The organism is Kribbella sp. NPDC049584 (assembly GCF_040675555.1).
Taxonomy (GTDB): domain Bacteria; phylum Actinomycetota; class Actinomycetes; order Propionibacteriales; family Kribbellaceae; genus Kribbella.
Map to the genome: position 1 here is coordinate 62,073 of NZ_JBFAPF010000003.1, position 24,936 is coordinate 87,008.

At 67.4% G+C, this 24,936-nt stretch carries 27 protein-coding genes; 14 read left to right on the forward strand and 13 right to left on the reverse strand.

Features of this window, described 5'->3' with window-relative positions; genetic code table 11:
• Positions 1 to 6: 6 nt before the first annotated feature.
• Both AB0J62_RS12095 and AB0J62_RS12100 read left to right on the forward strand, forming a co-directional pair.
• The gene (locus AB0J62_RS12095; protein ID WP_363868012.1) at positions 7 to 885 is read left to right on the forward strand and encodes an AraC family transcriptional regulator; all 879 of its coding nucleotides are present in this window, start codon (positions 7 to 9) and stop codon (positions 883 to 885) included.
• Between the two features lie 70 nt (positions 886 to 955).
• Positions 956 to 1,717 carry an SDR family oxidoreductase gene (locus AB0J62_RS12100; RefSeq protein WP_363868015.1) on the forward strand — a complete coding sequence of 254 codons (762 nt, stop codon included), beginning with the start codon at positions 956 to 958 and terminating at the stop codon, positions 1,715 to 1,717.
• Here AB0J62_RS12100 and AB0J62_RS12105 read toward each other — a convergent pair.
• The 3 genes from AB0J62_RS12105 to AB0J62_RS12115 all read right to left on the reverse strand — a co-directional run bounded on the left by AB0J62_RS12105 (position 1,705) and on the right by AB0J62_RS12115 (position 4,145).
• A complete protein-coding gene (locus tag AB0J62_RS12105; protein ID WP_363868018.1) occupies positions 1,705 to 2,673 on the reverse strand; it encodes a small ribosomal subunit Rsm22 family protein in 969 nt (322 codons plus the stop codon). The genes AB0J62_RS12100 and AB0J62_RS12105 overlap by 13 nt on opposite strands.
• 244 nt (positions 2,674 to 2,917) lie before the next feature.
• Positions 2,918 to 3,502 carry a VOC family protein gene (locus tag AB0J62_RS12110; RefSeq protein ID WP_363868021.1) on the reverse strand — a complete coding sequence of 195 codons (585 nt, stop codon included), beginning with the start codon at positions 3,500 to 3,502 and terminating at the stop codon, positions 2,918 to 2,920.
• A 67-nt stretch (positions 3,503 to 3,569) separates the two neighbouring features.
• Positions 3,570 to 4,145 carry a DinB family protein gene (locus tag AB0J62_RS12115; RefSeq protein ID WP_363868024.1) on the reverse strand — a complete coding sequence of 192 codons (576 nt, stop codon included), beginning with the start codon at positions 4,143 to 4,145 and terminating at the stop codon, positions 3,570 to 3,572.
• Between the two features lie 117 nt (positions 4,146 to 4,262).
• Between AB0J62_RS12115 and pyrH the strand changes: the two genes are divergently transcribed.
• On the forward strand, positions 4,263 to 4,970 hold the full coding sequence (gene pyrH / locus AB0J62_RS12120) for a UMP kinase (protein ID WP_363868027.1): 708 nt from the start codon (positions 4,263 to 4,265) through the stop codon (positions 4,968 to 4,970).
• Between the two features lie 162 nt (positions 4,971 to 5,132).
• Positions 5,133 to 7,085 (forward strand): translation factor GTPase family protein, encoded by a 1,953-nt coding sequence (locus AB0J62_RS12125; RefSeq protein ID WP_363868030.1) that lies wholly within the window; start codon positions 5,133 to 5,135, stop codon positions 7,083 to 7,085.
• Here AB0J62_RS12125 and AB0J62_RS12130 read toward each other — a convergent pair.
• The 3 genes from AB0J62_RS12130 to AB0J62_RS12140 are packed head-to-tail and all read right to left on the reverse strand — an operon-like array spanning position 7,070 to position 9,715.
• Positions 7,070 to 7,834, reverse strand: coding sequence for a putative protein N(5)-glutamine methyltransferase (locus tag AB0J62_RS12130; protein ID WP_363868033.1), 765 nt, complete (start codon positions 7,832 to 7,834; stop codon positions 7,070 to 7,072). The two genes, AB0J62_RS12125 and AB0J62_RS12130, sit on opposite strands and share 16 nt — an antisense overlap.
• 8 nt (positions 7,835 to 7,842) lie before the next feature.
• Positions 7,843 to 8,790 (reverse strand): SDR family NAD(P)-dependent oxidoreductase, encoded by a 948-nt coding sequence (locus AB0J62_RS12135; RefSeq protein WP_363868036.1) that lies wholly within the window; start codon positions 8,788 to 8,790, stop codon positions 7,843 to 7,845.
• Between the two features lie 34 nt (positions 8,791 to 8,824).
• Complete coding sequence (locus AB0J62_RS12140) at positions 8,825 to 9,715, reverse strand: LysR substrate-binding domain-containing protein (RefSeq protein WP_363868039.1); 891 nt, start codon at positions 9,713 to 9,715, stop codon at positions 8,825 to 8,827.
• Between the two features lie 70 nt (positions 9,716 to 9,785).
• Here AB0J62_RS12140 and AB0J62_RS12145 point away from each other — a divergent pair, with 70 nt between their 5' ends.
• The 9 genes from AB0J62_RS12145 to AB0J62_RS12185 all read left to right on the forward strand — a co-directional run bounded on the left by AB0J62_RS12145 (position 9,786) and on the right by AB0J62_RS12185 (position 17,189).
• Positions 9,786 to 10,811, forward strand: coding sequence for a hydroxyacid dehydrogenase (locus AB0J62_RS12145; RefSeq protein ID WP_363868044.1), 1,026 nt, complete (start codon positions 9,786 to 9,788; stop codon positions 10,809 to 10,811).
• Between the two features lie 11 nt (positions 10,812 to 10,822).
• On the forward strand, positions 10,823 to 11,965 hold the full coding sequence (locus AB0J62_RS12150; protein ID WP_363868047.1) for an enolase C-terminal domain-like protein: 1,143 nt from the start codon (positions 10,823 to 10,825) through the stop codon (positions 11,963 to 11,965).
• A gap of 8 nt (positions 11,966 to 11,973) precedes the next feature.
• Positions 11,974 to 13,296, forward strand: a complete 1,323-nt coding sequence (locus AB0J62_RS12155) for a sugar ABC transporter substrate-binding protein (RefSeq protein WP_363868050.1) — start codon at positions 11,974 to 11,976, stop codon at positions 13,294 to 13,296.
• 5 nt (positions 13,297 to 13,301) lie between these two features.
• The gene (locus tag AB0J62_RS12160; protein ID WP_363868053.1) at positions 13,302 to 14,252 is read left to right on the forward strand and encodes a sugar ABC transporter permease; all 951 of its coding nucleotides are present in this window, start codon (positions 13,302 to 13,304) and stop codon (positions 14,250 to 14,252) included.
• On the forward strand, positions 14,242 to 15,105 hold the full coding sequence (locus AB0J62_RS12165) for a carbohydrate ABC transporter permease (protein ID WP_363868056.1): 864 nt from the start codon (positions 14,242 to 14,244) through the stop codon (positions 15,103 to 15,105). Before AB0J62_RS12160 ends, AB0J62_RS12165 begins: the two co-directional genes overlap by 11 nt.
• A 3-nt stretch (positions 15,106 to 15,108) precedes the next feature.
• Entirely contained in the window at positions 15,109 to 15,891 is a 783-nt protein-coding gene (locus AB0J62_RS12170; protein ID WP_363868059.1) for a sugar phosphate isomerase/epimerase family protein, read from the forward strand.
• Positions 15,892 to 15,925: 34 nt separating this feature from the next.
• The gene (locus AB0J62_RS12175) at positions 15,926 to 16,381 is read left to right on the forward strand and encodes a carboxymuconolactone decarboxylase family protein (protein WP_363868062.1); all 456 of its coding nucleotides are present in this window, start codon (positions 15,926 to 15,928) and stop codon (positions 16,379 to 16,381) included.
• A 70-nt stretch (positions 16,382 to 16,451) separates the two neighbouring features.
• Positions 16,452 to 16,805, forward strand: coding sequence for a YciI family protein (locus AB0J62_RS12180; RefSeq protein WP_363868065.1), 354 nt, complete (start codon positions 16,452 to 16,454; stop codon positions 16,803 to 16,805).
• 246 nt (positions 16,806 to 17,051) lie between these two features.
• The gene (locus AB0J62_RS12185; RefSeq protein WP_166679329.1) at positions 17,052 to 17,189 is read left to right on the forward strand and encodes a hypothetical protein; all 138 of its coding nucleotides are present in this window, start codon (positions 17,052 to 17,054) and stop codon (positions 17,187 to 17,189) included.
• Between the two features lie 259 nt (positions 17,190 to 17,448).
• Here AB0J62_RS12185 and AB0J62_RS12190 read toward each other — a convergent pair whose 3' ends face one another.
• The 5 genes from AB0J62_RS12190 to AB0J62_RS12210 all read right to left on the reverse strand — a co-directional run bounded on the left by AB0J62_RS12190 (position 17,449) and on the right by AB0J62_RS12210 (position 22,466).
• Positions 17,449 to 18,342, reverse strand: coding sequence for a carbohydrate ABC transporter permease (locus AB0J62_RS12190; RefSeq protein ID WP_363868069.1), 894 nt, complete (start codon positions 18,340 to 18,342; stop codon positions 17,449 to 17,451).
• Positions 18,339 to 19,277: a sugar ABC transporter permease gene (locus AB0J62_RS12195; RefSeq protein ID WP_363868072.1), complete on the reverse strand. Its 939-nt coding sequence runs from the start codon at positions 19,275 to 19,277 to the stop codon at positions 18,339 to 18,341. The genes AB0J62_RS12190 and AB0J62_RS12195 overlap by 4 nt, the downstream gene beginning before the upstream one ends.
• Positions 19,278 to 19,290: 13 nt before the next feature.
• Positions 19,291 to 20,580 (reverse strand): extracellular solute-binding protein, encoded by a 1,290-nt coding sequence (locus AB0J62_RS12200; RefSeq protein WP_363868075.1) that lies wholly within the window; start codon positions 20,578 to 20,580, stop codon positions 19,291 to 19,293.
• Positions 20,581 to 20,671: 91 nt separating this feature from the next.
• On the reverse strand, positions 20,672 to 21,721 hold the full coding sequence (locus tag AB0J62_RS12205; RefSeq protein ID WP_363868078.1) for a LacI family DNA-binding transcriptional regulator: 1,050 nt from the start codon (positions 21,719 to 21,721) through the stop codon (positions 20,672 to 20,674).
• 37 nt (positions 21,722 to 21,758) lie between these two features.
• Positions 21,759 to 22,466 carry an SDR family oxidoreductase gene (locus AB0J62_RS12210; RefSeq protein WP_363868081.1) on the reverse strand — a complete coding sequence of 236 codons (708 nt, stop codon included), beginning with the start codon at positions 22,464 to 22,466 and terminating at the stop codon, positions 21,759 to 21,761.
• 45 nt (positions 22,467 to 22,511) lie between these two features.
• Here AB0J62_RS12210 and AB0J62_RS12215 point away from each other — a divergent pair, with 45 nt between their 5' ends.
• On the forward strand, positions 22,512 to 23,048 hold the full coding sequence (locus AB0J62_RS12215) for a MarR family transcriptional regulator (RefSeq protein ID WP_363868084.1): 537 nt from the start codon (positions 22,512 to 22,514) through the stop codon (positions 23,046 to 23,048).
• Positions 23,049 to 23,062: 14 nt separating this feature from the next.
• Here the strand turns inward: AB0J62_RS12215 and AB0J62_RS12220 are convergent, their stop codons facing one another.
• Positions 23,063 to 23,878 (reverse strand): SRPBCC family protein, encoded by an 816-nt coding sequence (locus AB0J62_RS12220; RefSeq protein ID WP_363868087.1) that lies wholly within the window; start codon positions 23,876 to 23,878, stop codon positions 23,063 to 23,065.
• A 32-nt stretch (positions 23,879 to 23,910) separates the two neighbouring features.
• Positions 23,911 to 24,900 (reverse strand): winged helix DNA-binding domain-containing protein, encoded by a 990-nt coding sequence (locus AB0J62_RS12225; protein ID WP_363868090.1) that lies wholly within the window; start codon positions 24,898 to 24,900, stop codon positions 23,911 to 23,913.
• Positions 24,901 to 24,936 lie beyond the last annotated feature (36 nt).

The following is a 24,936-nucleotide window of genomic DNA, read 5'->3' on the forward strand; positions in this document are numbered from 1 at the left end:
CTCGTCATGAACGAGGCATTGGCGGAGCTGCGCGAGCTGATTCTCGGCGCGCTCGGGCGTGAGCGCGCGATCGACGGGTTGTTGCTGTCGGTCGTCGACGCACCCACGCCCCCGACGGCCGGGCTCGCGTCGCCCACGTTCGCGTTGGTGGCGCAGGGACGCAAGCGGCTGGCGCTCGGCGAGCAGGTGTTTGAGTACGGCGCCGGCGACTACGTGATCGTGTCCGTGGATCTACCGGTGACGGGGCATTTCGTCGAGGCATCGAAGGACGCGCCATGTCTTGGCGTCGGGCTCGAATTACGACCGGAGTCGATCGCCTCGCTGCTCCTCGACGCGAGCGAGAAGCCCGGCGGCGCGGTCCGCGGTCTCACCGTCGACCACGCTCCGGCCGAACTGGTCGACGCGATGATCCGCCTGCTCCGACTGGTCCACCAACCCGACGACGCCCCCGTGCTGGCGCCACTCGTGCAGCGCGAGATCCTCTGGCGCCTACTGCGCAGCCCGCAAGGCGCCGCGGTCCGCGAGATCGGGCTCGCCGACAGCAGCCTGTCGCACGTCGCGCGTGTCATCGGCTGGATCCGCAAGCACTACACCGAGCCGTTCCGGGTCGAGGACCTGGCCGCGATGGCGGGCATGAGCACGTCGGCGTTCCACCGCCACTTCCGCACCGTCACCGAGCTCACCCCGATCCAGTTCCAGAAGAAGATCCGGCTGCACGAAGCCCGGCTCCGCGTGGTCGGCCTCGGCGAGGATGTGACGAGCGCCGGGTACGCCGTGGGCTACGACAGCCCGTCCCAGTTCAGCCGCGAGTACCGCCGCGAGTTCGGTACGCCGCCGAGCCGCGATCGAGCAGGATCAGGCAAGCTGGCGGCAGAATTGATCTAACGAAATCACCGTCTCAGCGCATCTACTGGTGTGGTACCTGTTCCTGACCCAGTAGGAGTTGTGCACGATTATGCAAGTAGCTGTGATCACCGGCGGAAGTTCCGGCATCGGCCAGGGCGCCGCGTTCGAGATTGCGAAGCGCGGTACGGCTGTCGTCGTCACGTACCACGGCAGCCGCGAACGCGGCCTCGACACGGTCGAGCGGATCGAGAAGGACGGCGGTACTGCAGTTGCGCTGCCGCTGGACGTCTCACGGCCGGAGACGTTCACGGAGTTCCGGGCCGCACTGACCGACGTACTGACGCACTGGGATCGGACGACGTTCGACTTCCTCGTCAGCAACGCCGGCGTCGGGCAACCGCCGGTGATGTTCGAGGAGACGACCGAGGACCTGTTCGATCAGATGGTCAACGTCCACCTGAAAGGTCCGTACTTCCTCACGCAGACTCTCCTTCCGTTGATCGCCGACAACGGTTCGATCGTCTACACGACCAGCACGTCCGCGCTCCAGTCGGCGCGGCCGTCGCCCGGGTACTCGGTCTACGCGAGCGTGAAGGGCGCGCAGATCGTGCTCACCCGGTACCTCGCCAAGGAGCTGAGTGTCCGCGGGATCCGGGTCAACGCCGTTGCTCCCGGCGTGACCCGGACCCGCCTCGGTGGCGACGCGTTCTCCGAGCATCCCGAGTGGATTCCCCCGATCGCGGAACGGACCGCGCTCGGCCGGATCGGTGAGTCCGACGACCTCGGCAAGGTCATCGCGTTCCTCGGCTCCCCCGACTCGGGCTGGATCACCGCTCAGACCGTGGAGGCTTCGGGCGGCTACGAGCTCTGACTCCAGGCGTCTCCCCAGTTGGTGCCGCGGGCGGCTCGGTAGGCGTCATCCGACTTGGGCACGATGAGCTGTTGCGCGGCGCCGGCCGACGTACAGAGCTCGAGCACGACCCGGCCTTTCGGTCTGCCCGGCCTGCGGATCACCCGCGCCGGAGCAGGCCGGACCGGGTGGAGCGTGGCGACGACGTAGCTGAATCGCTCTTCCTCGTAGTTGCGGGTGCCGTCCTTGAGGACGCGGTGCAGTTCGGTGCGGGGCAGGCGGGCTGCGAAGTGGCACCAGTCGGTTGGGCACTCGCCTTGATGTGGACAGGGAGCCGCGATCGTGAAGCCGTGGTCGATCAGCTGCTCACGGGCATCGAGCGTACGGCGGTGCCCGTGCGGCGTGCCTGGTTCGACGAGGACGATCGTGGTGGCGAACCGACCGGCGGCCTGGATCAGGGCGCGGCGGAGACTGTCGGTGAGCTCGTTCAACACGTAGCCGATCGTGATCAGGTCCACCGAGCCGGCTGGCGCGCTCGGGTCGCGAGGCTTGCTCCAGCGGCGGAGGTCCTCGGTCGTCCAGCGCCAACTGTTGCCTTCGGCAAGCTGTTGACCCAGGCTGATGGCGGCCGGCTGGCGTTCGATGATCTCGGTGGTGATGTGCGGCCACAGGGATGCAGCTGCCCAGGCCGCGGCGCCGGTTCCGCCGCCGAGGTCGAGGTGGGTGGTGAACGACGCGTCGACGTGACGCTCAGCCGCCGAGAGTGCGGCGTACAGGGCGCGGAAGGTCGCCGGCATGCGGATCACGGCGTACGCGAGGGCGTCGAGGTGGTCGCGCATTCCGGGAGCGGTGTCGTCGACCTGCTCGGTGCGGTAGCGGTGTGAGAGCGCGTCGACCCGGCGGCGTAGTTCGTGGTGCGGGACGCCGTCGACGGCGCGTGCGAGGGCAGCATGAAGTCGGGTGTCCACGGAGGACATGCGGAAGCTCCGGTTCGGTCGGCACGGAGTGCGCGCCGGGGTGGACTCAGCGCACACGTGATCCGCGGCCTGACGCCGCGACGCACCAACCAGGTCCGGAGAGAAGCTGTCAGCGACCTATCAGCAGACAGCGGAGGAGGGATTGGCGCGGAACCGGATCACCTTGCAAGTCATCACGCACCTCCTCGGATTGAGCCGACCGTAGCAGAGCCGCTCTCGTCGCGCGGCCTATTTATCGGCCTATTCATCGGCCTTCAGCCGAGCACAGGCAGACCTTGTTGCCCTGCGGGTCCGCGAGCACGGTGAACGCCGGCGCCTCGTCGTCGTACGCGATCGTGCCGCCCGCGGCGAGTCCGGCCTTGATGCGATCCGGGACGACTTCCAGTGGCAGCCAGAGATCCAGATGGAACCGTTGTCGTGGTGTCGAATGCGGAGAGGTGCCCTGGAACCAGAGGTTCGGGATGCGGCCCGACGGGTCGAGGATGTCGTTTCCCTTGAACGAATCCGTGGTCCCCGTCAGCACTGCCGCCCAGAACGGTCCGATCTCTGGGAGGTCAGCCGTGTCCAGTGCGACCTCCAGCTGCGCCACAGCCGTCGGATCGGCGGTCAGACCGTGGTCCGCCGCGATGGCGCTGATCTGCTCCGCTACAGCTTCATCCCGGCTGGAGACGTCGACGAACGTCGCACCGAGCCGCAGCTCAGGCACCTGGTCGGCGTCCGAGCAGGCCTCGCCGACCGCTTGCACGAACCGCGCTCCTTCGGCCAGCGAGGCGGTCACGAACCTCGTCTGTTGCGCCTGAACCATCTTCCGCCAGTCCGCGAGCACCATGCCGAACCTCCCATCCCGAACGAGGCTAGAACACCGCTCCGACAGTTCTAACCACGTCTACCCACGTCTACCCACGCAGTACGGCGAGATCGCGCTCGGCGTAGATCCGGTGCTGCCACTCCTCGCTCAGGATGCAGCCGAGGCACCGGCTCACCGTGAAGCTCTCCGACTCCGGATACCCCGGCTCCATCACGGGCACAGTCATCTCGCCCAGCCGCTCATCGGTCAACTCGGCGAACACCTCCCGCACGGTCGCCATCCGATCGGCGCGCAACGCGAGCACCTCATCGAGCGACGGCCGTACGGCGCGATCACGGGGCACGCCGGGTATGTCGGGCATCTCGTCGTGGGGCAGATCGAGCGGGTCCCACGGTGCCGGATCGCCCAGTACGGCACGGCGTACCCAGGCGTCCGTCGCGAAGACGAGGTGCCGCTGGGTCTCGATGAACGACCACTCGCCGTCGACCGACTCGTGCAGCAAATCCTCCGGCAGCGCCCGGGCACGCTCGACGGTCTCGGCCCACAACCGCTCGAGCAACTCCCATGCCTCGCGGTAACCGTCCGCGTCGGTCGGGCTCATATTCGCCAGATCGGCCTGCCGGCGGTTCTGCTCGGCGTCCGTCTGCTCCTTGAACTCGGTCACCGGACCACCTTCGCGCGCGCCCGCCCGGGGTTACAAGACGTCCGGTGTGACTGGGTCCGTGATAGACCTGCTGGCGGTTGTCGGTACGACGACACCTTCTGATCGGAACGGAGCGGCATGTACCGCAGGCTCGTGCTCAAGCTGTCCGGGCAGGCGATCGCCGGCCCGGACGAGTTCGGTTTCAACAGCGATCGGCTCACGCACCTCGCCAACGAGGTGATCGCGTTGCGTGCGACCGGCGTACAGGTTGCGGTGGTGGTGGGCGGCGGGAACGTGTTCCGCGGGAACCGCGCCGACGACTGGGGCATCGATCGGGTCGAGGCGGACAACATCGGCATGCTCGGCACGGTCATCAACGCGGTCCTGCTCCGCGGCCGGCTGGCCGCGCTCGGGGCCCACGGCGTACGGCTGATGACCGCGATCCCGATCGACAACCTGGCCGAGCCGTACATCCGGTTGCGGGCGCTGCGGCATCTGGAGAAGGGCTCGATCGTCCTCCTTGCGTGCGGCAACGGGCAGCCGTTCACCACAACCGACTACCCGTCGGTCCAGCGGGCCGTCGAACTCGAGGCCGACGCCCTGCTCGTCGCGAAGAACGGCACCGACGGCGTGTACGACGCCGATCCGAACAAGCACGCCGATGCCAAGCGCTTCGACCACCTCAGCTACACCGAAGTCATCGACCGCGGCCTCGGCGTGATGGACCAGTCCGCCTTCATCCTGGCCCGCGACCACCACCTCCCCCTCCACGTCTTCGACATCGACCGCACCGGCGCCGCCTCCGCCATCGTCAACGGCACCCAGGTCGGCACGACCATCACGTAAGTGGAAGTTGTAGGGATGCGCTAAATGGTTTGGCGCGGCTCGGGCCGAGTTGGTGTACTCGAGAGCGTACGAGCAGGTGTTCAGTAAAGGAGTCCGTCATGCGATCTCGCTTCATGTCTGTTGCTGATCGGACTGTCACCTGTTCAAAGGACATGAAGCTGCGTGGAAGTACTGAATCTTGGGATCCTGGCGCATGTTGACGCCGGAAAGACCAGCCTGACCGAGCGGCTGCTGTACACCGCGGGAGTCATCGACGAGGTCGGTAGCGTCGACGACGGCAGCACCCAGACCGACTCGCTGGCGCTCGAGCGGCAGCGCGGGATCACGATCAAATCCGCGGTCGTCTCGTTCGCGATCGGCGACCTGACGGTCAACCTGATCGACACCCCGGGCCACCCGGACTTCATCGCCGAGGTCGAGCGTGCGCTCAGCGTGCTGGACGGCGCGGTGCTGGTGATCTCCGCGGTCGAGGGTGTCCAGGCGCAGACCCGCGTGCTGATGCGGACGCTGCAACGCCTCCGCATCCCCACCCTGATCTTCGTCAACAAGCTCGACCGACCGGGTGCGCAGTACGACGGTGTGCTCCGTCAGCTCGCGACCAAGCTGACCCCGGCGATCGTCCCGATGGGCGAGGCGAGCCACCTCGGCACGCCCGAGGCGACGTTCAAGCCGATCCTCCAGGAGACCACTCTCGTCGATGTCCTGACCGAGCGCGACGACGACCTCCTCAAGCGGTACGTCGACGGCGAACCGCTCGCACTCGACGAGGCGCTCCGCGCTCAGACCCACCAGGCGAGGGTCCACCCGGTGTACTTCGGATCCGCGATCACGGGCGCCGGCACGGAGGCCCTGACCGACGGCATCCGCGACCTACTCCCCCGCGCCCGCTCCGACGGCACCCAGCTCGACGGCTCCGTCTTCAAGGTCGAACGCGGCCCAGCCGGCGAGAAGATCGCGTACGTCCGCATGTTCTCCGGTACTGCGCACGTCCGCGACCGAGTCCGCTTCCGCGCGAACGACGCGAAGATCACCGCCCTGCACGTGATCGGTGAAGGCCCGGCGAACGCCGTACAGGCCGGCCGGATCGGCAAGTTCTGGGGCCTGGCCGATGTCCAGATCGGTGACCGCATCACCGCGACCGACGACCCCGAGCTCCGGCAGACAACGGCCTTCTTCGCGCCACCCACGCTCGAGACGGTGATCTCCGCGCGGAAGCCGTCCGACAAGGGCAACCTACGCGTCGCGTTGACCCAGCTCGCCGAGCAGGACCCGTTGATCAACCTGCGCCAGGACGACCTCCGCCAGGAGACCTACGTGTCGCTGTACGGCGAGGTGCAGAAGGAGGTCATCGAGACGACGCTGGCGACCGAGTTCGGGATCGTGGTCGACTTCCGTGAGACGACCACGATCTGCATCGAACGGCTCGTCGGCATCGGTGCGGCGGTCGAGTTCAAGAAGAAGGACCTGAACCCGTTCCTGGCCACCATCGGCCTGCGCGTCGAGCCCGCGCCGGTGAACGCCGGCGTGAGTTTCGAACTCGAGGTCGAGCTCGGCTCGATGCCGTACGCGTTCATCAAGGCCGTCGAGGAGACCGTCCGCGAAACGCTGCACCAAGGCATCCACGGCTGGCAGATCCCCGACGCACACGTCGTGATGACGCACTCCGGCTACTCCGCTCGCCAGAGCCATGCCCACGCGGTGTTCGACAAGAGCATGTCCAGCACAGCCGGCGACTTCCGCAACCTCACCCCGCTCGTCCTGATGACGGCCCTCCGACAGGCAGGTACGACGGTGCACGAGCCGATGCACCACTTCCAGCTGGACATTCCGACCGACACCACGCGCGCTGTCCTCGCGACCCTCGCCCGCCTCCGCGCGATCCCGCAGGTACCCGCACTCGCCGCCGAAACCTCAACCCTGGAAGGAGAAATCCCCGCGGCCGCTGTCTACGAACTCGAACAGCAACTCCCCGCCCTCACCCGCGGCGAAGGAGTCCTGGAGTCCGCGTTCGAGCGCTACCACCCCGTCACCGGCCCGATTCCGGAACGGCCTCGCACCGACCACGACCCACGCAACCGCCGCGAGTACCTGCTGCACATTCAGCGGCGGGTATAGGTGCCGTGCACAACGGTCGCGCCGAGGTCGTCGTCCTCGACGATCTCGGCGGCCAGCCCATGCTCGACCATCACCGCACAAGCGACCGGCGCCTGGCGTTCACTCAGCTCGACGAAGAAGTGACCGCCGGGTGCCAGCCAATCCGCTGCCTCGGCAGACACCCGCCGGAACACAGCCAGACCGTCCGCGCCGCCGTCCAAGGTGACGTGCGGTTCGTACAGCCGTGCCTCGGCCGGCAGCAGGCGGATCTCGTCCGTCGGCACATACGGAACGTTCGACAGCAGTACGTCGACCTGCCCACGCAAGCGGTCCGGCAACGCCGTGAACAGATCGCCCTCGTACACCGTGCCGCCCCACGCGAGCAGGTTGCGGCGCGCGCACTCGACCGCGGCAGGCTCGATGTCGGCGGCGTACAAGGTCACCTCGCGCTGGGCTGCGACAGCCGCGCCGAGAGCGCCCGTGCCGCAGGCGAGGTCGACCACGACCGCCCCCGCGGCGGTGACCCGCAACGCCTCCGCCACCAGGAACTCGGTACGGCGACGTGGAATGAATACCCCGCTGTCGACGGCGATCCGCAGCCCGCAGAACGACGCCCAGCCCACGACGTACTCCAACGGCAACCCGGCGACCCGCTGGTCGACCATGGCCGCCAGTTCGGCCTCGTCCCGCGCGGATTCGGCGATCAGCGCCGCCTCGTCTTCGGCGAACACAGACCCGGACGCACGCAGCCGCTCGACAACAGTGATCACAAGACAGATTATCCGAAAGCATTCACTCCGGTGAGCTCCGCCGACACCGTCCACAACCGCGCTGCCGAGGCCGGGTCGATCGCATACGGCCGTACGCCGGGGGCGTCGTCGGTCGACACCTCCGCGATCTCGCAGTCCTCGCAGAACACTCCGCCGATACCGTCGAGCTGCGGCGACGTCGCGGCCCACACCTGCGTCGCGGCACCCTGCTCAGGCGTCTTGAAACCGACGACCGGATTGCCGTCCTCGTCGAGCCAGCCGTAGCCGGCCATCTCCTCGCGCGTCAGGTGCCGCTGCAGCGGAGTCATGATGCCGCCAGGGTGCAGCGCGAACGCCCGTACGCCGGAATCCTTGCCGAGGGCATCGAGCTGGACCGCGAACAGCACGTTCGCGGTCTTCGCCTGTCCGTACGCCTGCCACTTGTCGTACCCGTTCCGGAACTCCAGGTCGTCCCACCGGATGTCCGACCGCCGGTGCCCGGTCGACGACACCGACACGACCCGCGCGCCGCCGTCGGCCACGAGCGCGGGCCACAGCCGGTTCACCAGCGCGAAGTGCCCGAGGTGATTGGTGGCGAACTGGGCCTCCCAGCCCGGCCCGACCCGCGTCTCCGGCGAGGCCATGATCGCCGCGTTGTCGATCATGATGTCGATCGACCGGCCAGACGCGAGGAACCGGTCGGCGAACGCCTTGACGCTTTCCAGATCCCCCAGATCCAGCTCGTCGATCTCCACACCGTCGACGCCGGCCAGCGCCTCCCGCGCCGCGTCCGCCCGCCTGGCCGGCACGACCACCGTCGCGCCCGCGCGGGTCAGCGCCTTCGTCGTCGCCAGACCGAGACCGGAATACCCACCGGTGACGATCGCGAGTTTGCCGGTCAGGTCGATCCCCGCCAGGACCTCGTCCGCAGTGGTGTCGTGCCCGAAACCCGAGCCGATCTTGTGCTGTTCACCCATGCTCAGCAGCCTATGAATTGGAGTGCGCTCAAAGTCAAGCCCCGAGGTGCGGATCCTGCCGCAACGACTCCGCCAACCGCTGCAGCGCCGGGTTGGGATTGTCCGGGCTCCAGCACGCGTGCAGCGTCACCGAATGCGCATCAGCCGCATCCAGCTCGCGGTACCGGACGCCCTCGACCTGCATCGCCATGATCGACCGCGGGATCAGTGCGCATCCGAGTCCGGCCCGGACCAGCGCGAGCATCGTCGGCACCTGCGAGGCGAGCTGGCTCACGGCGTACCGGTCCATCCCGATCATCGCGGCACAGATGTCATGCAGGTACTGCGAACCCTCCGGGCTGTACCCGATGTAGTCGTCGGTCGCATCCACCAGCGCGACCGGCCCGTCCCCGTCGGCCAGCGGATGGGACGCCGGTACGGCGAGCACCAGGTCCTCGGAGTGCACCAGCATCGACTCGAACCGCTCCGGAATCGGCGGCCGCACCAGCCCGAGATCGATCTCCAGATTCGCCAGCGCCTCGAACTGCGCCGGGCTGACGAGCTCGGTCAGCTCGGCGGTCACCCCGGGCGTGCGTTTGCCGACCATGGTCAGGAAGTCCGCGAGTACGGCGTACGCGCCGATCGCCGTGAACGCGAGGCGCAGCGTCCCGGTCGTCCCGTCGGCCGCGCGGCGAGTCGCGACCGGCGCGACGTCGAGGAGCGCGAGGACGCGGCGGGCGTGCTCGAGGAACACGTCGCCGGCCGCCGTCAGCCGGACGCCGCGGCCGGTGCGATCGAACAACCGGACGTCCAGGGTGCGCTCGAGACCCTGGATCTGGCGGGTCAACGGCGGCTGGGTCAGGTTGAGCCGCTGGGCAGCCCGGCCGTAGTGCAGTTCCTCGGCCACCGCGACGAACCCGCGGAGCTGCTGGAGCGACAGATCCATGCCCACACGGTATCGGTTCATACAGAAATGGGCTTGGACCTGCATAACGGAATGCGCTTACCGTCGGCTTATGCCGAAACTCGCCGCGCTCTTCTCGCCCGAACGTGCCGCCGATGTCGTCGACGCCGCCACCCGCCAGCTGCTGGAGGACCGTTTCGAGGTGGTCTGGGCAACGTCGGAGCACACAGCCGGCTCCGGATCCGCTGCGAAACCGCCGGCGCTCGACCCCGCCGCCGTACCCGAGCTGGTCAAAGGCGCCGACGTCCTCCTCACCAGTTGGGGTACGCCGCATCTCGGCAAGGAGCTGTGGTCCGACGGGAACGGCCCGAAGGTCGTCGCGCACGCGGCCGGCACAGTCAAGAACCTGATCGACCCGGTCATCCTGGACCAGGGCGTCGCGGTGTTCTCGGCCGGTCCGCGGATCGCCTGGTCGGTCGGCGAGTACTGCCTCGCGTCGATGCTGACGCTGGCGCGCCGCCTCCCTCGCTTCGACGGTGCCGTCCGAGCGGGCGGGTGGAAGCAGACGGAGTACCGCGGTCACGAGCTGGCCGGCGCGAAGGTCGGCATCATCGGCGCCAGCAGCACTGCACGGGCGTTGATCACCCTGCTGAAGCCGTTCGGCTGCGACCTCGCTGTCTACGATCCGTACCTCAGCGCCGAGCGCGCCGCTGAACTCGGCGTCCGGAGCACCAGCCTCGAGGACGCGGCCACCGCACGGTTCCTCAGCATCCATGTGCCGAACGTTCCCGAGACGAAGGGCATGATCACCCGCGCGCTGATCGAAGGCCTGCCCGACGGCGCGGTCGTCGTGAACTCTTCCCGGGGACCGGCCGTCGACCAGCAAGCACTGCTCGAGCATGCGCTGAACGGGCGGATCTACGCGGCGCTCGACGTCTACGATCCCGAACCGCCGCAGTTCGACGAGAACGTGCTGAACGCCCCGAACCTGTTGCTGACACCGCACATCGCCGGAGACACGGCCGAGGGCCACCTCGCGCTGGCTGGCTACGTGCTCAAGGACGCACTCCGATGGCTCGACGACGGGACCCGGGGACCGAGCTTCGTCGATCCCGCCGCTTGGTCGATCGCTGCTTGAGAGGAACGGCCATGTCTCGCATAACTCAGGTTGAGGTCTTCCCGGTCGCAGTACCGTTCGCACGCCGGTTCGTGCTCGGCAGCGGCGCCGTCGGCTCCCCCGACACGGCGCCCGACCAGGCCGGTGCGGTGATCTTCGTGAAGCTCACGACCGAGGACGGCGTCGTGGGCTGGGGCGAGCAGCGCGCGCTGCCGAGTTGGAGCTACGAGACCGCCGAGACGATGGCGGTCGTGATCCGGCGGCATCTCACACCGATCCTGCTCGAGCTCACGCCGTTCGATGTCGAGCTGTTCCACCAGCGCGCCGCCAAGCGACTCAGTCCGGCGGTGTCGAACGGGTTCCCGTTCGCCCGCGCCGCGATCGACGTCGCGATGCACGACGCGGCCGGCAAGCTGGCCGGCGTACCCGTGCATGCGCTCCTCGGCGGGAAGATCCACGACGAGATCCCGCTCTGCTCGGCGATCGGGGTCGGCGACCAGGACGCCGTACGCGAACATGCGATCCAGTCGGCGGACTACGCGGCGTACAAGGTCAAGATCGGCGGGGACCTGGACGCGGACACCGCTGCCATCGAAACGGTCGCAGAGGTTGCCGACGGCAAGCCGCTGTGGCTCGACGCGAACCAGTCCTACCGGCCGAGTGCACTCAGACAACTGCGCGATCGGACGGCCGGTATCCACACGATTCATTGCATCGAGCAACCGGTGCCGAGCACGGACACGCTGGCGATGGCACGGCTGCACCAGCTGATCGACCTTCCGATCGCGATCGACGAAGGCAGCTTCTCGGCGCAGGACCTGGCTCGGGCGATCCGCCTGGACGCCGCCGACCTGGTCGTGGTCAAGGTCTGCAAGTCGGGGGGACTACGCAACGCGCTCAAGTCCGCCCAGACCGCACTCGCGGGCGGGCTCGAGATTCTGGCCAGTGGCCTGACCGACTGCGGAGTCGCGTTCGCCGCCGCGCTGCACGTGTTCAGTCAGCTCGAGCTCGCACTGCCCGCCGAGCTCAACGGGCCGGAGCTGCTGACCGATCTGTACGTCGAGGGGCTGAGCATCACCAAGGCCGTCGCAACGGTCCCCACCGCCCCTGGACTGGGCGTTGAGGTCGACGAGGAGCGAATCCGCGCCGAGTCGATCGACCTGCTCTACCGGTGAGGAGAACCATGTCTGTATCGATGTCCCGCCGGGGCTTCCTCGGGATGACCGGCTTCGCCGGGCTCGGGGTGGCCGCGGCCGGAACCCTGGCGGGCTGCTCGTCCGGCCCGCCGGCCGGCGCCGCCACCTGGTCCATGTGGTCCAGCAGCGCCGCCGAGAAGAAGGTCTGGGACGACTTCGGCAAGTACGTCGAGCAGCAGCTCAAGGTCAGGTCCATCGCCACCCTGACACCGTCGACCGGCTACCCGACCAAGCTCGATCTCCAGCTGGTCAGCGGTACGGCGAGCCTGGTGACCGCGCTCAACGGCACCCTGATCCCGACGTACGCCGCCCGCGGCGCGCACCGGCCGCTCGACGACCTGATCGCCGCCGACCCGGACTTCTCGCTCGACGACTTCTACGAGACCAGCCGGCGGATCGGGAGCTTCAACGGCAAGACCTACGCGATCGGCTTCGACGTCGCGCCAACGGTCATGTACTACAACAAGGACCTGTTGAACAAGCAAGGCATCCCACTGCCGTCCCGGACCGAACCGATGTCCTGGGCAACGTTCCGCGAGCTGTGCAAGCAGCTCACCAAGCCAGGGCAGCAGTACGGCTTCACCTGCGCGCCGGCCATCGACGACCTGGTGTCGTGGATCTACTGCGCCGGGGGCAACGTGATGAGCGCCGACGCCAGCCGCAGCACGCTCGGTGATCCGGAAGCGATGGAGGCCCTGCAGTACGTCATCGACCTGTTCGTCAAGGACCAGGTCACCCCGCCGATCAAGAACCTGGTCACCGAGAGCTCGCTGTCGAACTTCCTGCAAGGCAATGTCGCGTTCATGCAGAACGGCCCGTGGCAGGTCGTCAACGCGCGCAAGGCGAAGTTCGACTGGGACATCATCCCGTTCCCTGCGGGTGCGGCCGGGAGCAAACCGCGCGTGTCAGGCTCCAGCTTCGCGATTCCATCGGGGGTGCGCGAGGGAGCCGAGCTCGACCTCGCGTGGAAGCTGATGAAGACCCTGACCAGCACCGGCGCACTCGACATCTACGCCAAGGCCGGCCGCAACAACCCGGCCCGGCTCAGCGCCGGCAGCGCGTTCCAGCCGCCGCCCGACAACCTCGGCATCGTCCAGGAGATCCTGGCCGGCAAGCTCGCCGGCGGTCACGCCTTCGACGTCACCACGAACTGGAACCAGGTCAAGCAGCTGCTCGGCCAGGACCTGCCACGCACGTTCCTCGGCCAGGTGAGCGTCCCGGACGCGATCAACGGCCTCACCCCGCGCCTCGACATCCTGATGCGCCAGCACCTCGACACCGTCCGCCAAGCCACCGCCAGGAAGGGGTGAACACCATGGCTCTTTCAACAGCAGACACCGCACCAGCGGTCACTCCCACCCCAACCCGACCGACGTCCAAAGCGACGCCGCGCTGGCGCAGTCGCGAGGCCCTCACTGCCTGGCTGTTCATCCTGCCCAGCCTGATCGGCTTCCTGATCTTCACCACCGGACCGGTCGTTGCCGCAGGCGTCATCTCGCTGCTGAACTGGAACCTGTTCAGCGCACCGACCTGGGCCGGCCTGCACAACTTCGCCCGCCTCGGGCCCGACCCGACGTTCTGGTCCGCGCTCGGCAACACGGCCTACTTCACTCTGGTCAGCGTGCCGCTGACGATCGTCGTCAGCCTCGCCCTGGCGCTGCTGCTCAACCAGGGCGTACGCCGGGTCGCCGTGTTCCGGTCGCTGCTGTTGTTGCCATATGCAACCATCACGGTCGCGGTGGCGTTCGTCTGGATCTGGCTCTACATCCCGCACGACGGCCTGGTGAACGCCGTGCTCGGCTGGTTCGGCATCAACGGACCGGCCTGGCTGATCTCGGACAGCTGGGCGATGCCCGCGCTGATCCTGATGAGCGTCTGGAAGAGCTTCGGCTTCGGCATGGTCGTCTTCCTCGCCGGTCTCCAGGCGATCCCGCAACAGCTCTACGAAGCCGGCCGCGTGGACGGTACGTCGCCGTGGAACAGCTTCCGCCACATCACGTTGCCGATGCTGTCCCCCGCACTGTTCTTCGTCATCGTCACCTCGGTGATCGGATCGTTCCAGGTGTTCGACCAGGCACTGATCATGACGAACGGCGGTCCGGGCACGCGCACCACCACGCTGGTCATGTACATCTACCGGACCGGCTTCGAGAACTACGACCAGGGGTACGCCGCGGCGCAGTCGCTGGTGCTGTTCGCGTTCATCGTGGTGATCACCGCCGGTCAGTTCCTCTTCCAGCGGAGGCTGGTGCACTATGACAACTGAGCTGACAACTGAAGCCATACCACTGGCCTCTAACAAGGCCCTGCAGCGGAAGCTCATTGTCTTCGCGTGCTTCCTGGTCACGGCGCTCACGCTGATCCCGGTCGTGATGATGATCCTGGTCGCGTTCCAGTCCGACGCCGAGTCGATGGCCGCGAAGCCGTCGTTCTGGCCGGGCAGCTGGCATCCGGAGAACCTGACCCGCGCCTTCGAACTGGTCCCGCTCGGGAAGTACCTGCTGAACACGATCTACTTCGCCGCCGGTACGACGATCCTCGAAACGGTCACCGCCGCGCTCGCGGCGTACGCGTTCGCGCGGCTGAGCTTCCCGGGCCGGAGCTGGCTGTTCGGGATCTACCTGGCCACGCTGATGATCCCGTCGCAGGTGACGCTGATCCCGCAGTTCGTGCTGGTGGCGAAGCTGCACGGCATCGACACCTGGCCCGGGATGATCCTGCCGCATGCGTTCACCGCGATCGGGGTGTTCCTGCTGCGGCAGTTCTTCCTCGGCATCCCGCGCGACTACGAGGAGGCCGCCCGGCTGGACGGCGCGAACCGCTGGCAGGCCTTCGTCCGGGTGATCGTGCCACTCGCGGTCCCGGCGATCGCGACGCTGGCCGTGTTCAAGTTCATCGGCCAGTGGAACAACCTGCTCTGGCCGCTCGTCATCTCCAACAGCGACGCGACGCGGACCGCGTCGGTGGGTCTGCAGGTCTGCCAGGACACCAACGGCACCCAGTGGAACTTGTTGCTGATGGCAGCGACCGTCACCACGATCCCGTTGATCGTGCTGTTCTTCCTCACCCAACGCTGGTTCGTCCGAGGCATCACCATGAGCGGGCTGGGAGGCCGCTGAACAATGACCTATCTCTGGTCCGTCTTCACCAAGCCCTGGGCCGGCCTTGCCGGCGACGACCTCGGCCGGCTCGTCGCCGGGATCGGATTCGGCGGCGCCGAGATCCCGGTCCGCGACACGGCGTACGTCACCCCGGCGAACGCGGCTGCCGAGTTGCCGAAGTTCACCGCACAGTTGCGGGCCGAAGGCATCGAACCGATCAGCGTCGCCAGCGACCTGTCGGAGCAGGTGTTCGCCGCCTGCGCCGAGGCCGGTGTGCCGATGATCCGCATCATGGCCGAGCTCGGCCCCGACGGGTACGCCGCATCCGTGCAGCGCAACCGCGTGATGCTCGAGCAGGCCGCCGTACTCATGGAGCGGTACGACGTGCAGGTCGGCGTACAGCCCCATCATGGGCGGTTCGTGTCGTCGACGCTCGGCGTGCTGCAACTGCTCGAAGGACTGCCCGATCGGTACAAGCTCGTGTGGGACGCCGCGCATGATGCACTCGCCGGTGACCACCCTGCGGTGACACTCGAGCTCGGCGCGGACCGACTCGGGATCGTCAACCTGAAGAACGTCCATTACGTCGGCACGGACGGCGGCTGGAAGACGAACTTCGTCGAGGCCGAGGACGGTCTCGCCGACTGGCCGGCCGTGTTCGCAGCACTGCAGAAGATCAACTACACCGGCCCGATCTGCCTGACAGGTCAGTACTCCGATCCCGCCGTACCGGTCGAGGAGCGGCTCGAAAGAGATCTTCGCTTCGCTGTCACATCTGCTGCGCAGCATCCGTCAGGTCAGTGAAGTCAACACTCACGAACCTGATGGAGAACCTCCCATGCAAGCACGGATGACCAACCCCGCAGAGATCCTGCCGGACGCCACCAAAGGGATCCAGAACATCTACAAGGCGATCGGCCAGTCCGGAACGGACGGCAAGATCCTGGAACTCGTGCACCTGCGCGCCAGCCAGATCAACGGCTGCTCCCCGTGCGTGTTCGGCGGGATCAAGTCGGCGCTGAAGAACGGTGAGACCGACGAGCGGCTGCACCAGGTCGCCGCCTGGCGGGACTCCGATCTGTTCACCGGCGCCGAGCGGGCCGCGCTCGAGCTGGCGGAGGCCGCGACCCGGCTGGCCGACAACCCGACCTCGGTCAGTGACGAGATCTGGGCGGCGGCGAGCGAACAGTTCGGCGAGAAGGAACTGTCCGCGATCGTGCTGATGATCGCGCTCACCAACATGTTCAACCGGATCAACACCACCGTGCGCCAGCCCGCCGGCGCCACCTGGTAACGGCTAACGTGAGCCCCGGATGTCGAGAAGACATCCGGGGCTCCGACGTTCCGGGTGAATGGAGGCTGGTATGAAATACATGCTGCTGATCTACGGGAACGACGAGACGTGGAACACCCTGCATGCCAACGGCATCGACGAGGTGATGGACCAGCACCGCAAGCTGACCGCGGAGCTGGAGGCGAGCGGCGAGTTCATCGACGGCCTCGGCCTCACCACCACGAACGCGCGCGTGGTCAGGGTGGTCGACGGGGTGCCGGCGGTCACGGACGGACCGTTCACCGAGGCCAAAGAGGTGCTGGCCGGCTACTACGTCGTCGACTGCGCCGGGCTCGAGCGGGCGGCAGAGATCGCCGCGCGGCTGCCGGAGGCGCCGTACTCGCCGATCGAGATCCGGGAACTCATGGAGCCGATGCCCGGCTAGATCGCGCTGCCGGGTGCGGTCGGCAGGATTCGATCGTGCGGGCGGGTCGAACAACTTGCCGGCCTCAGCTGGGCGTTGACACCTGAGACCGGCGAGTCGCTGACTCAGACTGTTGACGTCCGGACAAGCCCGCTGGACGCGAGGATGACCCCACCTGAGGCAGGCTGGTCACCCATGCCCCGGCCACCTTGGACGAAAACAGTGCTACCAGGCGCAGGCAGTGTGACACCCTCGCCGAGTCGCAGCGTGGTCGTCATTCCGTTGCTCAACCTGAGCATCGCCACGCGTCGCGGTCGCACCGGGCTGATCGACGAGCTCACCTCGTGGATGCCGGTGCAGACCGCCGGTTGGATCGCAGCTCGTCCGAGCCCCGCGTTGCCGTGACTCCTCACATCACGGCACTGCTCGGCGAGCCTTCTCATCGCTGACACACTTCCCCCTTCTCATCGTGAACGTCCCCGAGTGGCGGTGGACGCGGTCGAACGACCGCACACTTCCCCGTCCTCCCCGCACCCGGAAACGACGCGGAAGTGATCAGGCAACCCTCGCTGAGAGTGACGACGTTTTCAAGGGATGGTGATCGGAATCCCGATTACCGGAACTTTTGTCCACGCCTTGTTCTGCAAGGGGAACGACCAACCACCTACTGACCACCGAAGCCAGTGGTAGCAATGCCTTTGATGATCTGTCGCTGGAAGAACAGGAACACCACGACCAGCGGTAACGCGGCGAGGATCGCGGACGCCATGTTCTGCGCGTACTGCAATCCGTAGGCACTCTTGACGGTCTGCAGCCCGACGGGCAGCGTCATCAGGCGCGCGTCGGTCGTGACGATGAACGGCCACAGGAAGTTGTTCCACGCACCGATGAACACGAAGATCCCTACCGCGGCAAGGATCGGCCGGGACAGCGGCAGCACGATCGACCAGAACACCCGCAGCCGGCCCGCACCGTCGACCCGCGCCGCCTCCTCGAGTTCGACCGGGATCTGGTCGAAGAAACGCTTGAGAATCAGCACCATTGCGGGTGCGAACGACTGCGGCAGGATGATCCCCCAGTACGTGTCGACCAGGTTGAACGCCAGCATCTGGCGGAACAACGGCACGATCAGCAGCTGTGGCGGGATGATGATCGCCGCGATGATCGCGGCGTACAACCAACGTTTGCCCTTGAAGTTCACCCGCGAGAACGCGTATCCGGCCAGGGCCGAGGTCGCGACCGTGATCAGCGTGATCGCGACTGACGTGATCAGGCTGTTCCAGGCCCACGAAGGGATGTCACCTGCTGACAACACCTTGCGGTAGGCATCGAAGCTGAACCCGTCCGGCGGGTTCAGCGTGAGCTGCGACGCGCCGGCGTCGGCCTCACTCTTCAGCGACGTCACGACGGCCCACGCGAATGGCACCAGCCAGGTTGCGGCCAGGACCGCAAGAACCAGCAGTGCGGCGATCCTGGACACGCTCCAGGGGTTCTCGCCTGGTTTGTGCGTTTGTTTGACAGTGCCTCGGACGTTGCGGGCCAAAGTGAAGGTGCTCATGCGGCGCTCCTGCGGTTGATCAACTTGTACTGCGCCAGCGACACCAGGACGATCAGCGCGAAGAACAGGTACGAGATGGCTGAGGAGTAGCCGAACCGGTAACCGGTGAAGCCGGACTCGTAGATGTACTGCACGATCGAGCGCGTCTTCCCGGCCGGTCCGCCGTTGGTGAGCATGTAGATCTGGTCGAAGACCTTCAGCGACGCGAGGATCTGCAGCGTCACGATCAGCGCCGTGGTCGGCGTCAGCTGCGGGATCACGATCGAGAACAATTGCCGCCACTTGCCGGCGCCGTCGAGTGCGGCCGCCTCGAACTGCTGCTCTGGAATGTTCTGCAACGCCGCCAGGTAGAGCAGGAAGTTGAACCCGATCGTCCACCACAGCGTGGTGATCACGACCGAGATCATCGCCACCTTCGGATCCTGCAGCCACGCCACCGGCGCCGCGCCGAACTTCGCCAGGACGCCGTTGATCAACCCGAGCGTCGGGTTGTACATCCAGCTCCAGAACATCACGACGACGGTCGAGGCGAGCAGGTACGGCAGGAAGAACGACAGGCGCCACAACCAGCGGCCCGGGAGGCCCAGGTTCACGAGCAACGCGAGAGCGAGCGACAGCACGACGAGCGGGATCGTGCTCAGCGCCGTGAACCACAACGTGTTGCCCAGCGACTTCCACATGTCCGGGTCGCGCAACGCGTCGGCGTAGTTGGCGAAGCCGACCAGTCCGCTGCCCGAACCCGTCAATGTCTCACCGGTGAAGCTCAGATAGAGGCCGTACAGCGCGGGCACGACGAGGAAGAGCCCGAACAGTACGGCGAACGGCGCCGCGAAGGCCCAACCGGTGAGGTTCTCCCCACGCTTGGCCCGCGCCTTGCCTTGAGCACTGACTTCTTTCTCCGCTGCCGTGGCCGGAGTGTCGATGGCAGTCGTCATCTTGTCTCTCCTCTCACACCGGCTGCGGACGGTCGAGCAGCTTGTTCAGCCGGGCGACGAACCCGTCGAACCCGGCCGCCGGGTCACCACTGCCGAGGAACACGTTCTGCACGTTCTCGGCGAAGTAGTTCTGGAAGTCGCTACCGGCGCCGGTGAACCAGGCGTCCGGGTCGTAGTTCACGTACGCCGGAATACCCGCGTAGTTCGACTGCGGCTTCAGCGCTTGGTACTCCGCACTCCTCGCGACCGGCTGGTACGCCGGGATGTGACCGCCGCCGGCCCACTGCACCGACCGCTTCAGGATCTCCGCGACCATCGTGTACACGTGCTTGCGGCGCTCCGGCGACACCTTCGACTGCCGCGGCAGCACGAACGTGTGCGAGTCCGCGTACGCCGCCTGCGTGCCGAACAACGTCGGAATCGGTAGCGCGTCGACGGGCAGCTTGGCGTCCTTGAGCACCGGCAGTTCCCACACGCCGCCGAAGAACATCCCGCTCTCACCGTGCAGGAACTCGCTGGTCGCCGTACCGCCGTCGCCGCTGCGCGAGGCGATCGTGTCGTTGAGCAACGACTGGATGAAGGTCAGGGTCTTGACCGCGGCGTCCTTGTCGACCTGCGCCTGCTGGCCCGGCACGAGCTTCATGTCGGCGCCGGTCTGCCGATAGAGCGTGTAGAACAGCCGCCACATCTGCGAACCGTCACCCAGATAGCCGTACGACAGGCCGTGCTTACCGGTCACCTTCTGCAGCTTGGTCGCGACCTCGGTGAACTCCTCCGGGCTCTTCATGCTCCGCAGGGCGTCGGTGACGCCGGCCTTCGAGGCGTGGTCGGTGTTGTAGTACAGCACGAACGGGTGGGTATCGAGCGCGATCGCGTAGAGCTTTCCGTCGTACTGGCACTTCTCCCAGACGCGGGCCGGGAAGTCACTCTCGTGCAGGCCGACCTCGGCAAGCAGGTCGAGGTCCCACGGCTCGAGCAGACCGCCGGGTGCGTAGCCGGCGATCCGGGACGCGTGCATGATCGCGACATCCGGAGCCCGGCCGCCGGCCGAGGCCATCGCGAGTTTGGTGTAGTACGGCGGTCCCCAGGCGAGCACGGTCTGGGTCGTGTGAAAGCCGAGGTTCGCGCCGTTGACGGCGTCCACCAGGCCTGCCATCACGGTGCCGTCACCGCCGGTCAGAAGGTGCCAGTAACTCAGGTCGGTCGTCTTCCGCGACGCTCCGGGCGCGCAGCCGACGAGCAACCCGGCACCGGCGAGCGCAGCCGCTGTCTTCAGCAGGCCGCGCCGGGAGAGGTCAGTCATTCGGTCTCCTTACGAGAGGCGAACCGAAAATTACATCGTTAGAATGGCCGAAGACAAGACTCCGATGTGGGTTTTTGTGGAAACGTATCCGTTAGCGTTCGGTGCTGGCGCGCTCGACGATGCGGTGCGGGATCATCACCCTGCGTGGCGGCGCATCCTTGTCGGCCATCCGGTCGGCGAGCAGATCGAGCGCGGCCGCGACGAACGCCCGCCGGTCGAAATCGATCGTGGTCAGCGGCGGGATCATGAACTGGCTCTCGAGAATGTTGTCGAACCCGGCGACCAGCGTCTGCTGCGGTACGCCGATGCCCGCGCCCCACAGCGCGGCCAGCGCGCCCGAGGCGAGCGAGTCGGTGAAACAGAAGAACGCGTCGGGCAGTTCGTGGTCGGCCAGGTACTTCCCGACCACGGTCGCCGCACCCTCCGGCCGCCAACGGTCGAGGCTGATCTCGAGCGACGGATCGATCGGTACGCCGGCCTCCTCGAGCGCCTGGCGGTAGCCCGTCGTCCGGAGCCGCGATGCCGCCGTACCGGGGCCTTCGGCCGAGCCTGCGAGCACGCCGGCGCCTGACGATCCGCGCGGGATCTCCGGCGTACCGACGGCTGCGATCCGGCGGCAGCCGCGGGACAGCAGGTGTCTGGTCATGTCACGCGCGGCGGCGACGTTATCGATCGCGACCTGGCTCACGACGTCCTGGTCGACGTCACCGATCAGCACGACCGGCGGCAGCGGACCGGCCGACATGACCGCGCTGTCGTCCAGGTTGACCGGGTTCAGGATCAGGCCGTCGACGAGGTACGCCCGGGCCTTCGAGAGCAGCTCGAACTCGCGCTTGGGCTCGGCCGCGGTCTGCTCGATCTGCACACCCCAGCCCCGCTCGTGGGCCAGCTCGACGACCAGGTGGACGATCTCCGCGGAGTACGGCCGGAGCAGGTCGGGCAGCGCGAGGGCGATCATGCCGGAGCGGCCGTTGCGTAGGCCGCGGGCGCTCATGTTCGGCACGTAGTCGAGCTCGGCCAGGGCGCTCTCCACCCGGGCGCGGGTCTCGGGGCGCACGAACACGACGCCGTTGATCACGTTCGACACCGTCTTCGGCGACACCCCGGCCAGCTTGGCGACATCTTTGACGGTGGGACGCATGTCGGCAATTGTCACACCTGGCCGACGTTGTCACGTATCAGCGCGTAATCAGGGCGCCGCCGTTCACGTGCAGCACCTGACCGGTGAGGTGCCGGGCCGCCGGTGACGCGAGGAAGTGGATCGTGCCGGCGATGTCCTCCGCCTGGCCCTCGCGCTTGGTCAACGTTGCCTGCAGCAACGTCTGGCGGCGCTCGTCGGTGAGGCGTCCGCGGAAGAATTCGGTGTCGGCGGTGAAGCCGGGCGCGACGACGTTCGAGGTGATCCCGCGCGGGCCGAGCTCGGCGGCCATGTCGGCGTTCCACAGCGCGAGCGCGGCCTTGGAAGCGCCGTACGAACCGGGTCCGCGGGCTCCGGCGATCGAGCCGAGGTGGACGACCGCCGTGGTGAGTCGCGGGGCGAGCGCGGTGGTGGTGAGGACGGCGCTGATCAGGTTCGCCTCCAGGTTGGCGAGCCAGTTGGCCTTCAGTTGCCCGAGATCCCCGTCCGGCCGGCCGAAGTCGGTGTTGCCGCCGGCGTTGTTCACGAGCACGTCGACCTGCTCGGGCAACTCGTGGATCAGTCGCTCGATCTGCGCCGGGTCCGTCGCGTCGCAGACCACTCCCCTGGCCCCCAGGTCGGCAGCCGTCTTGGCGAGTACGTCGGCGCGGCGGCCGGTGATCACCACCTCGTCGCCGTCCGCGCGGAATCGTTCCGCGGTCGCCCGCCCGATCCCGGTCGCACCGCCGGTCACCACGATCGTCCTCATCGCACACCTCACGTTTAGCTCTAAATGTTTAGGTCTAAACGTACCATGATCCCTGTGACCGACAACTACCCGCTCGATTCCCCGAGTCCGTACCCCGCGGCGGAGATCGCCCGCGCCTGGCAACGAGAACGCCCCGGTACGCCGACCGACTCGATCGAGATCGTCACTCCGCTGTGGCGGCTGGCCAAGCTGTTCGCGGACGATCGGCGGCGGGTGCTCGCGGATGCCGGGGTCGACCCGGCGACGCTGGATCTGCTGAGCGTGCTGCGGCGCGCGGGTTCGCCGTACGAGCTGACCACCCGCGAACTGTCCCGCCGCACGCTGGTCACCGCCGGCGCCATCTCCCAGCGGGTCACACGCGCCGAGGACAGCGGACTCGTCACGCGCCGTGGAGCCGACGACGGGACTCGAGCGGTCGTTGTCGCGCTCACCCCCGCCGGCCACGACCTCATCGAACGAACCGTCGACCAGGTCCTCACCCGCGAATCCGAGCTCGTCGCCTCCCTCTCCCCCACGGCCCGCACCCAACTAGCCGCCCAGCTCCAGAAGCTCCTGGACGAAGTCACCAAAGCGACCAGCTAGCCCGTAGGCCGCCTTCAGTTGGACAGCTCGGCGGCCAGCGCCTCGATGTGGTCGTGCCAGGCGGCTTGGTGGTCTGCCGTGGAGCCCGTGTGGGTCAGATGCAGGCGGGCCCCGCCGTTGCCGTCCCGGAGGGTCCAGGTGACCTCTCCGTCAGCGGTGGTGTAGGTGAGGCGGGTCGGTTCCTCGACCTCGGTCACCTGGCCGGGGTTGATGCCCTTGGCAACGAAGCTGGGTGGGGGTGGCTTACCAGGGCTGGCGGTCTGCGGTCCGGTCAGAAGGTGCCAGACCTTTTCCTTCGGCTGGACCAACTGGCGTTCGAAGTGGAGGGTGCCGTCGTCCGACACGGCGCCTTGGTCCAGGCCGAAGGCTTTGACGAAGTGTTCGTGGAGCTCGCGGTAGTCGCGTTCCGGGACGGTGTCGCCCAGGACACGCTCGAGAGCGTCGAAGCAGAGCGTCCAGCCGCCGGAGAAGCTGGCCGAGCCGGCGCGGTCGTCGTACGTCGCCGTCAGGTGGAGGGTGCAGCCGGCTGCGGTGGGCTGGAGCTCCCAGCGCAGGACCTCGTCGCCCCACGTGTACTCGATCAGGTGGGGCGGATCGTACGCGCGGATGACGCCGCCGCTCTGCTCGTCGACGGGCGCTCCCGGGTCCTGTTCGAAGGTGAACTTGACCGGGCCGTCGAGCCTGAGGTCCAGCTCGACGGCCGCCGGGAACCACCCAGCCAGCTGAGTCGGGTCGGTGATTGCTCGCCAGACCTTCTCTGCCGGATGCCGCAGGTCCCGCTGCATCCGCAGGACGGTCCGGCCGTTCTCAGAGCTCAGCGTCTCGGTCATGGATCTATATATACCCGGTCCGGCATATACGATCAACCGGCGAAGCGAGCCAGGTCCTTCAATTCGGCGGAGAGGTCGGGCCGGCCGTCGAACATCTCCACCGACAGGTCGGAGTGCGTCCACGAGCCGATGGCTCGGCCGGCCTCGATGATGGCCGGGCGGAGCATGCCGCCGCCGGGGAAGATCGCGGTGGGCAGTTGCTGGAAGCGGTTCTGGTAGCCGAGGAGATAGGCGTCGAACTCCCCCAGCATCCGGACGTCCCGACATCCAGGTAGATCATCGAGCGCAGCCAACTCCCCGGACTCGACTTCGAAGGACTTCGTGGCGACCGCCTCCACGGCACGCCGGGCGGTCGGCACGGGAAGGCCGGACCACGTCGCGAAGTCACGCGCCGTCGCGGGGCCGTAGGCGTTCAAGTAGCGGCGGGCCAGATCCTCCACGTCTCCCGCCAGGTCAAAAGGCTTTCCGAGCCAGTCCCGCACGGCGACCCAGGTCTCTCCTGGCCCATAACACAACCGGCCGAGCAGCCCGGCATACCGGATCAGCGCGTAGACAGCCTGCCCCTTCGGCTCCGCGATCAGTCCGGCCGCAACCAGTACGTCGGCCAGCTCGGCGCGGTTGGACGGACCGTTCGCCAGCAGATGCTCTTCGAGTACGTCGGCCGCGCGAGCACGGACGGGTGCAGGCAGCCCGAGTTCGCCGTACCGGCGTTCCGTGTCCTTGATCAGCTTCGGGCCGAGCAGGCCCAGCAGCGGACCGGCGTCCTCGACAGCGACCAGTTGCAGCGTGCCGCGCATGAACCAGCCGCGGACGACCGAGCGGTCGGTCTCCTGGGCGTGTGTGACGTCGGCGAGCGTGGTCGCGGTGGATCGGGCGCGTACGGCGTACGCGGCGCCGCGCCACGTCTGCGCCTGGAGGCCCCCCGTCCGGCGTACGACGTCGGCCACCCCTCCGGGGCCGGCCTCGTTCACCGGACGCGCCAAACAGTTCGCCTGCATCCTGGCCGCCAGCAACCAGTCCACAGACCTCCGCGCCACTCCAGCATGACACCACGAACC

What these genes read in the sequence shown, in the direction of transcription:
- AB0J62_RS12220 (WP_363868087.1), bottom strand. Translation starts at nt 23,878, where the DNA reads ATGACCGAGACGCTGAGCTCTGAGAACGGCCGGACCGTCCTGCGGATG.
- AB0J62_RS12175 (WP_363868062.1), top strand. Translation starts at nt 15,926, where the DNA reads ATGCAAGCACGGATGACCAACCCCGCAGAGATCCTGCCGGACGCCACC.
- AB0J62_RS12160 (WP_363868053.1), top strand. Translation starts at nt 13,302, where the DNA reads ATGGCTCTTTCAACAGCAGACACCGCACCAGCGGTCACTCCCACCCCA.
- AB0J62_RS12190 (WP_363868069.1), bottom strand. Translation starts at nt 18,342, where the DNA reads ATGAGCACCTTCACTTTGGCCCGCAACGTCCGAGGCACTGTCAAACAA.
- AB0J62_RS12140 (WP_363868039.1), bottom strand. Translation starts at nt 9,715, where the DNA reads ATGGATCTGTCGCTCCAGCAGCTCCGCGGGTTCGTCGCGGTGGCCGAG.
- AB0J62_RS12205 (WP_363868078.1), bottom strand. Translation starts at nt 21,721, where the DNA reads ATGCGTCCCACCGTCAAAGATGTCGCCAAGCTGGCCGGGGTGTCGCCG.
- AB0J62_RS12135 (WP_363868036.1), bottom strand. Translation starts at nt 8,790, where the DNA reads ATGGGTGAACAGCACAAGATCGGCTCGGGTTTCGGGCACGACACCACT.
- AB0J62_RS12100 (WP_363868015.1), top strand. Translation starts at nt 956, where the DNA reads ATGCAAGTAGCTGTGATCACCGGCGGAAGTTCCGGCATCGGCCAGGGC.
- AB0J62_RS12095 (WP_363868012.1), top strand. Translation starts at nt 7, where the DNA reads ATGAACGAGGCATTGGCGGAGCTGCGCGAGCTGATTCTCGGCGCGCTC.
- AB0J62_RS12150 (WP_363868047.1), top strand. Translation starts at nt 10,823, where the DNA reads ATGTCTCGCATAACTCAGGTTGAGGTCTTCCCGGTCGCAGTACCGTTC.
- AB0J62_RS12180 (WP_363868065.1), top strand. Translation starts at nt 16,452, where the DNA reads ATGAAATACATGCTGCTGATCTACGGGAACGACGAGACGTGGAACACC.
- AB0J62_RS12165 (WP_363868056.1), top strand. Translation starts at nt 14,242, where the DNA reads ATGACAACTGAGCTGACAACTGAAGCCATACCACTGGCCTCTAACAAG.
- AB0J62_RS12145 (WP_363868044.1), top strand. Translation starts at nt 9,786, where the DNA reads ATGCCGAAACTCGCCGCGCTCTTCTCGCCCGAACGTGCCGCCGATGTC.
- AB0J62_RS12210 (WP_363868081.1), bottom strand. Translation starts at nt 22,466, where the DNA reads ATGAGGACGATCGTGGTGACCGGCGGTGCGACCGGGATCGGGCGGGCG.
- AB0J62_RS12170 (WP_363868059.1), top strand. Translation starts at nt 15,109, where the DNA reads ATGACCTATCTCTGGTCCGTCTTCACCAAGCCCTGGGCCGGCCTTGCC.
- AB0J62_RS12200 (WP_363868075.1), bottom strand. Translation starts at nt 20,580, where the DNA reads ATGACTGACCTCTCCCGGCGCGGCCTGCTGAAGACAGCGGCTGCGCTC.
- AB0J62_RS12195 (WP_363868072.1), bottom strand. Translation starts at nt 19,277, where the DNA reads ATGACGACTGCCATCGACACTCCGGCCACGGCAGCGGAGAAAGAAGTC.
- AB0J62_RS12110 (WP_363868021.1), bottom strand. Translation starts at nt 3,502, where the DNA reads ATGGTGCTCGCGGACTGGCGGAAGATGGTTCAGGCGCAACAGACGAGG.
- AB0J62_RS12155 (WP_363868050.1), top strand. Translation starts at nt 11,974, where the DNA reads ATGTCTGTATCGATGTCCCGCCGGGGCTTCCTCGGGATGACCGGCTTC.
- AB0J62_RS12215 (WP_363868084.1), top strand. Translation starts at nt 22,512, where the DNA reads ATGATCCCTGTGACCGACAACTACCCGCTCGATTCCCCGAGTCCGTAC.
- pyrH (WP_363868027.1), top strand. Translation starts at nt 4,263, where the DNA reads ATGTACCGCAGGCTCGTGCTCAAGCTGTCCGGGCAGGCGATCGCCGGC.
- AB0J62_RS12105 (WP_363868018.1), bottom strand. Translation starts at nt 2,673, where the DNA reads ATGTCCTCCGTGGACACCCGACTTCATGCTGCCCTCGCACGCGCCGTC.